The sequence below is a fragment of the Haloarcula sp. Atlit-47R genome, assembly GCF_003665985.1.
Classification (GTDB): Archaea; Halobacteriota; Halobacteria; order Halobacteriales; family Haloarculaceae; genus Haloarcula; species Haloarcula taiwanensis.
The window spans coordinates 131,700-145,580 of record NZ_QPLQ01000001.1; the positions used below are offsets into that span (position 1 = coordinate 131,700).

The window sequence follows — 13,881 nt, forward strand, 5'->3', positions numbered from 1 at the left end:
ACTCTGGTGCTCATGGTCGCCTTTTAGGGTTATCGGTGGTGAAGGAACACGAATGTACACTTTTACCGGCTGAGGAGCGCTTGATTGTCGCCACTCTGGACAACTCACCTCTCGAACTCGGCACAGGTCCGTGCGAACCGTTTTGACTCGACCGTTGGAACAGCCGGTATGCGAACTCGGAGAACAATGCTTGCCCTCTCTGCCGGGACACTCTGTCTCGCCGGCTGTGGGGCTCCCGGCGGCTCGAACGGCGGTCTCACTATCGAAGTGGCAGATGCGACCGCCGCGCCAGGCGAGACAGCGAGAATCGCGGTACAGGCCTCGTCGGTCGGCGTCCTGACCTGGCAGTTGGCCGAGATTCCCGAGCGCTGGCAGGTGGCACACGAGAACTTCGAGCCGCAGCCGACCGCCGTGCGGGAGTCCTATCCGCCCGAGCTAGTCTGGGATCCCGTCGCCGAGTCAGTGACAGGCAGCTTGGCAGTCGCCGTCCCGAACGGAGCGACACCCGGCGAGTACGTGCTTGCGGTCGAGGCCGGGACGGCCACCGCAGACGAGCGCGCCGTCTCGGAGGCGACAGTCACTGTCGAAGCGTAATCACTCGCTCCGCTCGTCGAGAATCCGGTCGATGATGTCCCCCGTCGAGAGCAGTCGGTCGGACGCGTGGGCCTCCAGCGGGCTGGCCCGGCGGACCTCACAGTCGATACCCCGGGCGGACAGCGCTGCTTCGAGTTGGTCGTCGTCGTGGTGCTGGTCGTACCCAAGCGCGATGATGTCCGGTTCGATGCGTTCGATCGGGACAAAGATATCTTCCGAGTGGCCGAGATGTGCTTTATCGACGGGTTTGAGTGCGCTGACCATCTCTCGCCGTTGCTCGTCCGGGACGACCGGCGGCTCCTTGTGCGTGACGTTGACCGACCGGGCCACGATGACGTGCAGTTCGTCGCCCATGTCGGCGGCGTCTGCGAGGTAGTGGGCGTGGCCTGGGTGCAGGATATCGAACGTGCCCTGTGCGACGACGCGGGTCACTTGTCGAACTCCTCCTCGCGCAGTTCGGCGTCGATGTCGGCCTGGTCGAAATCGAAGAAGGACTCCTCGGGCGGCTCGACGTCCAGCACCGGGAGGTCGACCTCGCTCCCGTCGCTGTCGAAGGCCTGCCAGTCGTCGCGGCCGTACGGGTAGCCGACAATGATGTGGACGTCGCCGCGGCCGAACGTGGCCAGGTCGGCGTCGCTGGGCTGGAGGACGCCGTTCGGGTGGGAGTGAATCGATCCCGCCGCTCGCATGTCGTTTGGCACCATGCTCGTCTTGACGGTCGCGCTGACCGGGTTCGACTCCGTTCCCGGAATGACTAGTACGTCGGTCAGCACCGTGCCGTCGTCGTCGAGCCCGAGCTTGCTGGCGTCATCGCCCCGGAGAAAGCCCATATATTCGTTGGGATGGGCCTCCTCGGAGGCTGCGAGCGCGAACTCGAGTGCGGACTCTGCGATCCCGAGTATCCCGCCCGTTCGGAACAACCCCATATCACGCAGTCGGGTCGGACGCTTTTTACGCGTTGTGTTCGGCCCTCCGCGGATTCCGAAGAGTACAAACGGGGGAGCACCGAAGGATTGACAAATGTCTTCGCCAACTGGCACCGGTGACGGTGCGACGGTCCCCGACGGCGGGACCATCGTCTACGATCTCGCGGACCAATGTACGTCCGATGATCTCGAAGAAGGCGCACTGTATCACGCAACTGTCAACGGCACCGTCGAATACGGCGTGTTTGTCGATCTCTCCGATGCTGTCTCCGGGCTCGTCCACGACTCTAATCTCTTGGGCCAGTACGACGTGGGCGACGACCTCATCGTCGAACTCGGCGAGATCCGCCCCGACGGCGACCTGAGCTTCGAGGAAGTACGGGTCGCCGACTACGAGGACGAGCGCGTCGTCCACGGCGACGCGACCACCGTCGCCGACCTCGCCGACGCGACCGGCGAGACGGTCATCATCGAGGGCCAGGTCGTCCAAATCAAACAGACCGGCGGTCCCACAGTGTTCCAGGTCCGTGACGAAACCGGCATCGTCCCGTGTGCTGCCTTCGAAGAAGCTGGCGTCCGCGCCCATCCCGACGTGGAGATCGACGACATCGTCCGCGTCTCGGGCCGGGCCGAAGAGCGCGACGACGGCCTGCAGGTCGAGGCCGAGTCGTTGACTGTCCTCGACGGCGACGCGGCTGCCGACGTGGAGAGCGACCTCGACGCCGCGCTGGCCGAGGCCGCCGAACCAGCCGACGTGGAGCCGCTCGTCGAGTGGCCCGCTTTCGAGAAGCTGTGGGACGACCTTCGTGAAGTCGCGACGGAACTCCGAAAGACGGTGCTCTCGGGCCGTCCGATCCGGATGCGCCACCACGCCGACGGCGACGGACTCTGTGCAAGCGTCCCGCTACAGGTCGCGCTGGAATCGTTCATCGCCTCCCAGTACGAGGACGCCAGCGCGCCCCAGCACCTCCTCAAGCGCCTGCCGAGCAAGGCCCCCTACTACGAGATGGAGGACGTGACCCGAGACCTCAACTTCGCGCTAGAGGACCGCACCCGCCACGGCCAGAAGCTCCCGATGCTGCTGATGCTCGACAACGGCTCGACCGAAGAGGACACGCCGGCCTACCGCAACCTCCGGCACTACGACATCCCGGTTGTCGTTGTCGACCACCATCACCCGGACCCGGAGGCCGTCGAACCGCTCATCGAACAACACGTCAATCCCTACCTCCACGACGAGGACTACCGCATCACGACGGGCATGCTCTGTGTCGAACTCGCCCGGATGATAGACCCCGACCTCACTGAGGACCTCGCGCACGTTCCCGCCGTCGCCGGCCTCTCGGACCGCTCGGAGGCCGAGGCGATGCGCGACTACATCGACCTGGCGAGCGAGCAGGGCTACGACGAGACCGACCTGCGGGACATCGGCGAGGCACTCGACTACGCGACCCACTGGCTGCGCTACAACTCCGGCGAACAGCTCATCACCGACGTGCTAAACGTCGACTGTGACGACCGGGACCGCCACGGAGAAGTCGTCGACTTCCTGGCCGAGCGGGCCGAACGCGACGTCGAGGACCAGCTCGACGCCGCCATGAGCCACGTCGAACACGAGCGCCTCGACAACGGCGCACACCTCTACACCATCGACGTGGAGAACCACGCCCACCGATTCACGTACCCCGCCCCCGGCAAGACCACCGGCGAAATCCACGACCGGAAGGTCGCGGAGACCGGTGACCCCGTCATCACCATCGGCTACGGCCCGGACTTCGCTGTCCTGCGCTCGGACGGTGTTCGTCTGGACATCCCGCGGATGGTCACCGAACTAACCGAGGAAGTCGACGGTGGCGGCGTCTCTGGGGGCGGCCACCTCGTTGTCGGCTCCATCAAGTTCGTCAAGGGCCGCCGCGAGTCGGTCATCGACGCTCTCGTCGAGAAGATGGCCGAAGCCGAGATCGACGAGGACCTCGGAAGCTCGACGGCGCTGCCCGAAGAAGTATAGGGTCAGCGCTCGTTTTTACGCCTCGAAGGACACGCGGCGAGCGGCGAGTCCGGCGACCACGAGGAGACTGACCACCGCGGCGAGGACCCCGACCGGCGTGTCGAACCCGCCGGCTGCCCAGTCCGCGTCGAAGACCGCGCCGAAGTAGGCCGCCGCGTCGCTCCCGTGGAGTACCACCACGACCTCCCGATTCTCCGTCGCCGCCTGCTCGTTCCAGTTGAGGCTGCCGACGACGACGCGCTCGTCGTCGACGACTGCGCCTTTCGCGTGTATCTTTTCGTAGCGGCCGTCGGGGTCGGCCACCTTGGCCGCCAGCGCCGCGTCGTTGCGCTTGGCCCACTCCCGGAACCGCTTTGCCGTCCGTGCGTTCTCCTCGCGGACGTACCACGCGTCACTGAGGAGCAGGCGGACCTCGACGCCGCGGGATGCCGCTCGACGGAGCGCCCGGAGTAGCGGGCTGTCCCAGTCCCCGACTGTCGGCTGGACGACGTCGACGGAGTCGTCCGCGCTGTCTATCGTCGCGACGAGCTCTCCCTGCGCGTTGTCCGGGGTGACTAGGAGGTCCGTCCGCCGGACCGTCACCGACTCTGCGGAAAAGCGGGTCTGATACTCCCCAGTTGCCGGCTCTCCGCGCTCGAACTGCCGGCCCCGACGGTACTGCCCCCACGACTTGCTGTCCTGCCAGCCGGCGTCGGAACGGAACGTCCGGTTCAGCCCCGCGACGACCCGCGGCTGTGCCGTCACCACGCCCCAGCCCCGACTGCTGTTGCCGCCGGTACCAGCGGGCTTCCAGTTTTCCGTCAGCACGACGGCCTGCTCGTCGGCGACGGCGTACTTGGCGTGGTGGTAGCGGTATCTGGCGCGCGAGCCTGTCAATACCCGAACCGGGACGCCGGCCTCGGTCAGCCGGTCGAGGGTGCGGGCTTCCGCGGCGGTGCGGCTACCGACCGGTTCACCTTCGAGAAGGACGCGGACTGTCGCGCCGCGGCGCTGGGCGGCGATGAGGGCGTCGGCGACCCTGGCCGAGGAGAGTGTGTACCCGGCCAGGTACACCCGCTCGTCGGCGTTTCGGATCGGCCGAATCGGAGCAGCGGGTGTATCCGGCAGCGTGAACGCACGGACCTCGCCACCGGCGGCCCTGACGACGGGGCGGTCGGTCGCGCCAAGCGGTCGCCAGCGGACGACCGAGCCGTGCACGACGCCGAGTTCGCCCTCCGCCGGGTCGGCGTACCGGACGGCGTCGACGGTCCGGTTACCGCGCTGGAGTCGGATACGCTCGCCGCTGTTTGCCAGCCCGAGGTGTCCACCGAGGCCCACGACCGGCCAGTCGGTGAGCGTCCGGGTCCGGTTCGGTACCGTCGAGAGGACGACGCGCCCGCTGGCGGTCGTGTTCGGAACGGGGGCGGTGCTGTCGCCGTCGGTGACGGCGTACTCCCCGATGTTGGTCTCGTCAGGAATGCTGAGGACGACGAACTCCCCCTCGTCGCCGCCGGCGACGGGGTCCGGGTACACCGCGTGAATCGACGGCTCGTCGGGACCGCCGGCCGTCGTCGCGGTCGAAGCGGCCTGTCCGGTGGCGGTCTGTGGGGCCGTGGCTACGAGGACGAGCACGCAACAGACGAGTGTGAGCGACCGCATCGGGGCGTCTGGCCGCCCTTTCGCATAAAAAGGTTCCCGGGCTCAGGCGCTCGCCGCTTTCTCCGCCTCGGCCTGGACCAGATACGCGCGGTCGTCCGTATAGCGGGCGGCCTCGTCGAGGGCCGCTTCGGTCCCTATCTGTCGGAGCGCCCACGCGGCGGAGGCGCGAACTGAGTCGCTGTCGTCGGATTTGAGGACGTCGCTCAGCGGCTCGATAGCGCGAGTATCCCCAAGTAGGCCGAGGGCCCGAGCCGCGACCGAGCGGACCTCCTCACTGTCAGCGTCGAGCCGATTGGCGACCGGCTGGACCGACTCCGCACTGCCGATAGCGCCCAGCGCGCGGAGCGTGACCTTCTGGAGCGCGGGATCGCCGTCGCCGTCGATATAGTCGTGCAGCGTCTCGGTGGCGCGCTCGTCGCCGATTTTCCCCAGTACCTCGATGGGCCCCTTGTCGCGTTTCTGTGCGCGCTGGTGCATCGCGTCAAAGGCCGGCTCGGCGTCGCTCCCGAGGTTGTACAGGAGGTCGACGATGTAGCCGTCGAAGAACTCCGACCCGAGCTTGTCGTAGGCGAACAGCACCTGCTCGAAGTCCCCTTCTTCGGCGTGGAGCTTTGCGGCGTTCCACTCCGGCGGGAAGTCTTTTCGGTTCTCGTTCGTCAGGATGTCGTAGAACCCACGCGCGTCGAGTTGCTCCTGCACTGTGAGGTCGTCCCAGACTTCGGCATCTTCGAGCCCCGTTTCTAGCGTCTCGGCCGCTTCGAGAAGGCCCTCGATAGTCTCAGCGTCCTCGTCGGGGTCGAGGTTTGCCGAGTCGATGGCGTCGGCGACTGTACTCAGTGCGTCCCCGGCAGCGACGAAATCGCCGCCCGTGTCGGCGTCGTGGTCGACGAACTCCGCGCTTTCGTCGAGGAACGTCTCGACGGCGTCCTGAGCCTCGGCCTCTCCGTCGTCGGTCCACTCGCTGTCGGTGACAGTGTCGGCGGCGTCGGAAACGATGGCGACGACATCCTCGGCGTAGGGGCCGCGCTGTGCACCGAGATCGTCGCGGAGGTCGGAGAGCTGTGACTCCAGTTCCTCCCGGGGGTCATCGGCGTCATCGTCGTCCTCGTCGGGTTCGGGCAGGTCAGCGGCTTCGAGGTCGCTCTCGATGTCGTCGAGGGACGACTCAACGTCGTCGAGGTCGGCTTCCGTCTCTGCGGCCTCTAACGCGTCGCCGGCCTCTGTGAGACGCGATTCCAGTTCTTCGGCGGTCACGTCGCTCCCATCTGCCTCGGCGTCGTCCGACGCGTCGGCCTCGTCGTCCCCGTTGCTCATGTCCAAGACTGTGTCGGAGCGGGCCAAGAGCGTTTTCCTTTCGCGGCGGCGGTTGCGTCCCGTCGCTGCCGGGCCAACGAGCAAAGAATATGTATCGGGAGTTGCAGTGCCATGGGTAGCGAGCATGACTGACGCGACACCACCGGACGACGGACAAAACCCGACCACACCGGAGGAACCGGAAACCGCCGGCTTCGTCGAGTACGGCATCGACGACAAGCCGCCGCGAAAGCAGGCGATACTGCTCGGCGTCCAGCACTACCTGACGATGATCGGCGCGTCCGTGGCGATTCCGCTCGGACTCGCGGGCGCGATGGGCATGTTCGAGGCCGCGCCGGAGCAGGTCGGCCGTCTCATCGGGACGTTCTTCGTCGTCTCCGGCATTGCGACGCTCGCCCAGACGACGCTCGGAAACAGGTACCCGATCGTTCAGGGCGGAACGTTCTCAATGCTTGCACCCGGGCTGGCCATTATCGGCGTGCTGGCCCAGCAGGGCGCAGGCTGGCAGACCATGCTTGTAGAGCTACAGGGGGCCGTCATCGTCGCTGGTATCGTCGAGATGGTAATCGGCTACAGCGGTCTCATGGGAAAGCTGAAGCGGTACGTCGGTCCGGTCGTCATCGCGCCGGTCATCGCGCTCATCGGCCTCTCGCTGTTTAACGTCCCACAGATAGCGAACCCGAACTTCGGCGACCCGGGGACCGGTCAGAACTGGTGGCTGCTCGGGCTGACAATGCTCTCGATTATCGCGTGTTCACAGTACCTCGACCGACGCCACCGGGCGTTCAAGCTCTTTCCCGTACTCTTGGGTATTCTGTTTGCGTGGACTGTCGCAGCCCTCCTCTCGGTCACCGGCGTCTTTACATCGGGTTCGGTCAGCTACGTCTCGCTCGGTTCGGTCGCGAGCGCACCGCTTGTCCAGCCCATCTACCCGTTCCAGTGGGGGCTCCCGCAGTTCACGCCGGGTTTCATCGTCGGGATGTTCGCTGGAATGCTCGCCTCCGTCGTCGAGAGCTTCGGCGACTACCACTCCGTCGCCCGCATCGCCGGCCGCGGCGCGCCGAACAGCCATCGGATCAACGACGGTATCGGCATGGAGGGAGTCGGAAACGTGTTCGCTGGCATCATGGGCACCGGCAACGGCTGCACCTCCTACACTGAGAACGTCGGCGCAATCGCCATCACCGGCGTCGCGTCCCGCTACGTCGTACAGATTGGCGCTGCGGTGATGATTCTGGTCGGCTACTTCGGACCAGCGGGCCAGTTGTTCGCGACCATTCCGTCGCCAATCATCGGCGGCCTCTACATCGTCATGTTCGGACAGATCGCCGCTGTGGGCCTTTCACAGCTCAAGTACGTTGACCTCGATGCCAACCGAAACGTCTTCATCGTCGGCTTCGCGCTCTTTGCCGGTCTCGCAGTCCCTGAGTACATGAGCCAGGTCGGCCAGGGGATGGACGTCGGCGGTGCAACGGCCCTCCAGCAGGGCCTCGCGGCCGTGCCGGTGCTGGGGAGCGTCCTCGGAACCGATGTGGTTGCGACAACGCTGTTCGTCATGGGCGGGACCGGGATGGTCGTCGGTGGCATTGTCGCCTTCATCCTCGACAACACCGTGCCCGGGTCCCGCGAGGAACGCGGCCTCGCGGCCTGGGCCGCGCTCACAGAAGACGACAGTGAATACGTCTCAGCAGCAGACCGGATCCGCGGCCGCGGCGGCGATCGTCCGTCCGCGGTGAGCGACGACTGACCGTGGGCGAGGACGGCGACGGCACGACCGCAGGCACCGAACTACCCGTCGACACCGAGCAGTACACGGGCACACTCCGAACCGGCGGGACTATCGTCCTCGGTGCTGACCGCCTTGTGGTCGACCGCGATGACGAGCCGGTGGTCGTCGACCTCGACGACGTGGTCGAGGTGAGTCTGCAGGACATCGACTGGTTTCTCGCGGTGATGAGCGCCGCGCTGGTCGGGTTCGGCCTGCTGTCGCTCGGCCGGTCCGTCCTCCTCGGCGGGGCCTTCGCTGTCGCTGGTGCCGTCAGCCTCGCACTCACCTACCGCAAACGGTACGCACTCAGGATACGGGTCGCCGGCCGTGCCGACCCGCTCAGGTGCTTCCCCGCGGACCCACAGACGTTGCGTGCCGAATTAGAGCAGGTGCTGACCGACTGACCGGAAACCGCCCACACTTACGCCGGTCCCCGTCACAGTGGGTCGTATGTCCGCAGACAGCGTCCAGTCGCTCATCGACCAGTTACACGACGAAGCCGAGATGGACCGGCCGAACGACCTGACGCCCGACGTCGGCATCATCATGGGATCTGACTCGGACCTGCCGACGATGGCCGGCGGGCAGGGCAAGCGGCCGGGAGCTTACGCCGCGCTCGCGGACGAACTCGGCTTCGAGGAACAGACGGACTACACCGACGCGCCCGAGAGCCGCTTCACCTTCGAGACGTTCGTCTGCTCGGCCCACCGGACGCCAGATCTGATGTACGCGTACGCGGAGACGGCCGCCGACCGCGGTGTCGACGTTATTATCGCCGGTGCTGGCGGCAAATCCGCGGACCTGCCGAACATGACCGCCAGCATCGCCTATCCGCTGCCTGTCATCGGTGTCCCAGTGCAGGAGAAGTCCGTCGACTCGGTCATCGGGATGCCACAGGGCGCGCCCATCACCGCGGTCGACGCCGGCAAGTCCTTCAACGCCGCGCTCTCCGCGGTACAGATTCTCGCACGACAGTACGACGAACTCCGCGACCGCCTCGTCTCATATCACGAGGGTCTGCAGACTGACGTCGGCGAGGCGTCACGTGATCTCCACGAACTCGGGACGCCCGGATTCAAACGCGAGTACTGGGACGAGTGAACAGCGGGGGGACACACCTGGGTGGTGTGGCGGATGCAGGGCACTTTCGGTCTGAGAGCGCGTCGGCTCTTAAAGACCCACAGGGCCGAAAAACCGAACAATGAACCCTTATATGCGAGTACTTCTAACCGACAGACGATAGGAGATACCGGAATGAGTAATCCATGGATCGCCATCGGCGCGCTCGCGGTCGTGGCACTGGCCATCCCACTGACGATGATGGCAGTTTCGAGCCTCTTGCGGCCCAGCGTGCCGGAACAAGGCAAACGCACCACCTACGAGTCCGGTGAAGTGCCGACTGGCAGCAGTCGACAGATCAAGTTTAATATCCAGTACTACATGGTCGCGCTGCTGTTCGTCGTCTTCGACATCGAGACCGTCTTCATTTTCCCGTGGACGGTCATCTACAGCGACGCCGTCGCTGCGGTCGGGATGACCCAGGCACTGCTACCGATGGTCGTATTCATCGGAATTCTCGCCGTTGGACTCGGTTGGGCCTGGCGTAACGGTGCAGTTCAGTGGGTGCGCAGTCCGCGCGCCACGAAGGGGGCAGACACATATGAGTAGTGACCAGACACCACCGGCCGTCGAAGACGTATCGACACAGGAAGCCCGCATGGGTGACGGGGCCGACGACCGCTTCAACTCGACGCTACGCGAGGCGTTCGGGTCGACGCCGTTCATCCTGACCAAGTTCGACAAGTTCATGAACTGGGTCCGGGGCTCCTCGATGTTCATGCTGCAGTTCGGGATCGCCTGCTGTAGCATCGAGATGATCCACACCTACGCGATCAAGCACGACCTCGACCGCTTCGGTTCGGGGGTGCCACGCGCGTCCCCGCGCCAAGCGGACGTTATCATCGTCCCGGGGACCATCGTCTCGAAGTTCGCCCCGCGGATGAAGCGTGTCTACGATCAGATGCCCGAGCCGAAGTTCGTCGTCTCGATGGGATCCTGTACCATTTCCGGCGGCCCGTTCCAGGAAGGGTACAACGTCATCAAGGGCGCGGAAGAGGTCATTCCGGTCGACATCCACGTGCCGGGCTGTCCGCCACGCCCCGAGGCACTCATCTACGGCGTCGCCAAGCTGCAAGAGCGCATCGCCGAGGGTGAGTCCTCGCCAGTGACGGTCAAGCCCTACGAACTGGAGCAGTTCGGTGATCTCGAACAGGACGAGCTCGTGGACAAACTCGCCAGCGAAATCGACGAGGAAGACCTCGTCATGCGGTACAACTGGAACGACTCTCCATAACTTGCCATGAGTTTAGAAAAACCATCACGCGATACGGCGCTCGATGTCGGCGTTACGGAGGACGGCCTCGATTACGACGCGCTCGCGGACTTGCTCGGGGGCCATGTCCTCGACCGCGAGGAGCACGTCAACGCCGAGGGGTTCGTCATCCGTCCCGACGAGGTCCAGGAAGTCCTCTCGACGCTGAAAGAGGAAGCTGGATTCGACCACTGCGCCTGTGTCACGGCACAGGAGTACGACGACCGGTACGAATCCATCTACCACCTGCGGAAGTACAACGACCCGACACAGGAACTGTCGATTGTCGTCCCGTCGCCGAAGGACGACCCGCACAACGAGTCGGCCGCTCGCGTCTACGACACCGCGGACTGGCACGAGCGGGAGGCCTATGACCTGGTCGGCATCGACTACGACGACCATCCAGACCTCCGGCGCATCCTGCTGCCTGAGACCTGGCAGGGCCATCCCCTGAGCCAAGACTACAATCAGGACCAGCCACAGATCGTCTCACTGCGCGAGCACGCGAACCCGTTGAAAGACGACAAGCGCAGCGAGGACGACCCGGACACGATGTTCGTCAACATCGGGCCGCACCACCCGGCGACTCACGGCGTGCTCCACGTCGAGACGGTGCTTGACGGCGAGCAGATCGCCGACCTCGAACCCGACATCGGCTACCTGCACCGCTGTGAGGAGCAGATGTGTCAGCAGGGCACCTACCGTCACCAGATCATGCCGTACCCGGACCGGTGGGACTACATTTCCGCTGGTATACTCAACGAGTGGGCGTACGCGCGCGCCGCCGAAGACCTCGCGGATATCGAGGTCCCCGAGTACGCGCAGGTCATCCGGACGATGGCCGCGGAGATGTGCCGCATCGCCTCCCACGAACTCGCGCTGGCGACGTTCGCGCTGGACGTGTTCGGCGACTTCACCGCCGTCTTCCAGTACGGCATCCGCGACCGCGAAATCGTCCAGAACCTGCTCGAAGATCTGACCGGCCAGCGGCTGATGTTCAATTACCTCCGGCTGGGCGGGGTCGCCTGGGACCTGCCCGAGCCCCGCGAGGAGTACTTCGAGAAGATCCGTGACTTCCTCGATGACCTCCCGCACAAGCTCGAAGAAATCCACGACCTCGTCACCGGGAACGAGATTTTCCAGATGCGGTGTGTCGACACCGGCGTCCTCTCCCCGGAGCAGGTCAAGCAGTACGGCGCGACCGGCCCCGTGGCACGCGGCTCCGGCGTCGACTACGACATCCGGCGCGATGACCCGTACGGCTACTACGACGAACTCGACTGGAACGTCGTCACCGAGCAAGGCGGCGACAACTTCAGTCGCGTTCTCGTCCGCCTCCGCGAGGTCGAAGAGTCCGCCCGCATCATCGAGCAGTGTGTCGACCTGCTGGAGCAGTGGCCGGAAGACGACCGCGAGATTCAGGCCAACGTCCCGCGGACGCTCCGCCCGGACCCCGACAAGGAGATCTACCGCTCCGTCGAGGGTGCGAAGGGCGAACTCGGCATCTACATCCGCTCGGACGGGACGGACAAGCCGGCCCGGTTCAAGATTCGCAGCCCGTGTTTCTCGAACCTGCAGACGCTGCCGGAGATGTCCCAGGGCGAGTACATCCCTGACATGATCGCCTCGCTCGGGAGCCTCGACATCGTGCTCGGGGAGGTGGACCGGTAATGCAGTCGGCGCCGTTACCGGAAACGCTCGCGAACCTGCTGGGGCTGGATCCCAACAGCACGGCCGTGATGATCGTGCTGAGCCTCGTCGGCGCGGGGCTCATCGGGACACTCATGATGACGAACACGGCGCTTGCCGGCCCGTGGGCGAAGCGAAAGATTACGGCCGCGTTCACTGACCGTATCGCCGTCGACCGGATCGGCCCGTACGGGCTGTTCATTATCGTGGCTGACGCCGTTCGCCTGCTGTCGAAGGAACTCATCGTTCCAGAAGGCGTCGACCGACCGGCGTGGGACCTCGCGCCGCTGATTATCGCCAGTACCGCGCTGCTTGGCTTCGCCGTGATTCCGATGGGGAACGGCATCCACCTCGCCGACCCCGAAGTCGGGCTGGCGTACGTGTTCGCCGTGGCCTCGACCACGTCGATCGGTCTCGTGATGGCCGGCTACGCATCGAACAACAAGTACTCGTTCCTCGGCGGGCTGCGCGCGGTCGCGCAGAACCTCGCCTACGAGATCCCGCTCATTCTGACGGGCGCGTCGGTCGTCATCTTCGCCGGCTCGCTCCAGATGAGCGAAATCGTCGCGGCCCAGCAGCAGTCGCTGATCGGCCCGCTGCCGTCGTGGTACGCGTTCGTGAACCCATTCGCGTTCGTGCTGTTCATGATCGCGAACCTCGCGGAAGTTGGCCGGAACCCGTTCGACATCCCGGAAGCGCCGACCGAGATTGTCGCCGGCTACCAGACCGAGTACTCCTCAGTGTACTTCGTCCTGATCTACCTCGGGGAGTTCATCCACATCTTCCTCGGTGGGGCGATCATCGCCACGATCTTCCTCGGTGGACCGGCCGGTCCGGTTCTCCCGGGCATCGTCTGGTTCCTCATCAAGATCTGGGGCGTCTTCCTGTTCACGCAGTGGGCCCGCTCGGCGGTGCCCCGCGTCCGGATCGACCAGCTCATCGAAATCGGCTGGAAGGGAATGCTGGTGCTCTCGCTGGCGAACCTGCTGCTGACTGCCGTTATTGTCGGGGTGACCGTCTGATGACGGCCACACGAACCGACCCGCGAGCGACCGGAGGTGACCTGTCATGATTGGAATCCTGAAATCAATGGCGACGACGATGAAACACGCCCTCGACGGGGAGACGTTCACGGTGGAGTACCCGGACGTCGCCCCCGAGGTGAGTCCCCGCTTCCGCGGCGTCCACAAGTGGAGCCAGGAGCGGTGTATCTGGTGTCGGCAGTGTGAGAACGTCTGCCCGAACAACACCATCCAGATCGTGATGGACGAGCAGCGCAACGGCGAGCAGTACAACCTCCACATCGGCCAGTGTATCTACTGCCGGCTGTGTGAGGAGGTCTGCCCGACTGACGCGATTCTGCTGACCCAGAACTTCGAGTTCACCGCGGACACGAAAGACGAGTTCGCCTACGACAAGGAGCAACTCAAGAACGTGCCGTGGTACAAGGATATCGACCCGCTGGAGTCCCGCGAACCCGACCGGGGCGCGTGGATCGGCGAGGGCGACGGCGAAGTGGATTACCAGTAATCCCTTTTGCGGCGGATTTTATCGGGCTTCTCTTAGGACAAGC

The 13,881-nt window shown here is 65.1% G+C and carries 14 protein-coding genes; 10 read left to right on the forward strand and 4 right to left on the reverse strand.

All coding sequences use genetic code 11. The annotated features are described in order from the left end of the window. Positions 1 to 168: 168 nt before the first annotated feature. The gene (locus tag DVK00_RS00700) at positions 169 to 594 is read left to right on the forward strand and encodes a hypothetical protein (RefSeq protein ID WP_101350479.1); all 426 of its coding nucleotides are present in this window, start codon (positions 169 to 171) and stop codon (positions 592 to 594) included. Here the strand turns inward: DVK00_RS00700 and DVK00_RS00705 are convergent, their stop codons facing one another. Both DVK00_RS00705 and DVK00_RS00710 read right to left on the reverse strand, forming a co-directional pair. Next, entirely contained in the window at positions 595 to 1,026 is a 432-nt protein-coding gene (locus DVK00_RS00705) for an adenylyltransferase/cytidyltransferase family protein (protein ID WP_101350480.1), read from the reverse strand. Further along, entirely contained in the window at positions 1,023 to 1,520 is a 498-nt protein-coding gene (locus DVK00_RS00710) for a Mov34/MPN/PAD-1 family protein (protein ID WP_101350481.1), read from the reverse strand. The genes DVK00_RS00705 and DVK00_RS00710 overlap by 4 nt, the downstream gene beginning before the upstream one ends. Before the next feature lie 94 nt (positions 1,521 to 1,614). On the opposite strand from DVK00_RS00710, the gene DVK00_RS00715 reads away from it, so the two are divergent. After that, positions 1,615 to 3,528 carry a DHH family phosphoesterase gene (locus DVK00_RS00715; protein ID WP_101350482.1) on the forward strand — a complete coding sequence of 638 codons (1,914 nt, stop codon included), beginning with the start codon at positions 1,615 to 1,617 and terminating at the stop codon, positions 3,526 to 3,528. 15 nt (positions 3,529 to 3,543) lie between these two features. Here the strand turns inward: DVK00_RS00715 and DVK00_RS00720 are convergent, their stop codons facing one another. Both DVK00_RS00720 and DVK00_RS00725 read right to left on the reverse strand, forming a co-directional pair. Then, a complete protein-coding gene (locus DVK00_RS00720; protein WP_121577095.1) occupies positions 3,544 to 5,166 on the reverse strand; it encodes a phospholipase D-like domain-containing protein in 1,623 nt (540 codons plus the stop codon). Positions 5,167 to 5,208: 42 nt separating this feature from the next. Next, positions 5,209 to 6,480 carry a HEAT repeat domain-containing protein gene (locus DVK00_RS00725; RefSeq protein WP_101350484.1) on the reverse strand — a complete coding sequence of 424 codons (1,272 nt, stop codon included), beginning with the start codon at positions 6,478 to 6,480 and terminating at the stop codon, positions 5,209 to 5,211. A gap of 124 nt (positions 6,481 to 6,604) precedes the next feature. Here DVK00_RS00725 and DVK00_RS00730 point away from each other — a divergent pair, with 124 nt between their 5' ends. The 8 genes from DVK00_RS00730 (at position 6,605) to DVK00_RS00765 (ending at position 13,838) form a co-directional block, all read left to right on the forward strand. Continuing rightward, positions 6,605 to 8,227, forward strand: a complete 1,623-nt coding sequence (locus DVK00_RS00730) for a uracil-xanthine permease family protein (RefSeq protein WP_121535105.1) — start codon at positions 6,605 to 6,607, stop codon at positions 8,225 to 8,227. Between the two features lie 2 nt (positions 8,228 to 8,229). Then, positions 8,230 to 8,652 (forward strand): hypothetical protein, encoded by a 423-nt coding sequence (locus DVK00_RS00735; RefSeq protein WP_101350486.1) that lies wholly within the window; start codon positions 8,230 to 8,232, stop codon positions 8,650 to 8,652. Positions 8,653 to 8,698: 46 nt separating this feature from the next. Then, positions 8,699 to 9,349, forward strand: coding sequence for an AIR carboxylase family protein (locus DVK00_RS00740; RefSeq protein ID WP_101350487.1), 651 nt, complete (start codon positions 8,699 to 8,701; stop codon positions 9,347 to 9,349). A 153-nt stretch (positions 9,350 to 9,502) separates the two neighbouring features. Then, the gene (locus tag DVK00_RS00745) at positions 9,503 to 9,916 is read left to right on the forward strand and encodes an NADH-quinone oxidoreductase subunit A (protein WP_101350488.1); all 414 of its coding nucleotides are present in this window, start codon (positions 9,503 to 9,505) and stop codon (positions 9,914 to 9,916) included. Then, a complete protein-coding gene (locus DVK00_RS00750; protein WP_004957101.1) occupies positions 9,909 to 10,601 on the forward strand; it encodes an NADH-quinone oxidoreductase subunit B in 693 nt (230 codons plus the stop codon). The genes DVK00_RS00745 and DVK00_RS00750 overlap by 8 nt, the downstream gene beginning before the upstream one ends. A 6-nt stretch (positions 10,602 to 10,607) precedes the next feature. Further along, positions 10,608 to 12,290, forward strand: a complete 1,683-nt coding sequence (locus DVK00_RS00755; RefSeq protein ID WP_101350489.1) for an NADH-quinone oxidoreductase subunit D — start codon at positions 10,608 to 10,610, stop codon at positions 12,288 to 12,290. Beyond that, positions 12,290 to 13,330, forward strand: coding sequence for a complex I subunit 1 family protein (locus tag DVK00_RS00760; RefSeq protein WP_101350490.1), 1,041 nt, complete (start codon positions 12,290 to 12,292; stop codon positions 13,328 to 13,330). Before DVK00_RS00755 ends, DVK00_RS00760 begins: the two co-directional genes overlap by 1 nt. 46 nt (positions 13,331 to 13,376) lie before the next feature. Further along, positions 13,377 to 13,838 (forward strand): NADH-quinone oxidoreductase subunit I, encoded by a 462-nt coding sequence (locus tag DVK00_RS00765; protein ID WP_004518194.1) that lies wholly within the window; start codon positions 13,377 to 13,379, stop codon positions 13,836 to 13,838. The last annotated feature ends 43 nt before the right edge of the window (positions 13,839 to 13,881 follow it).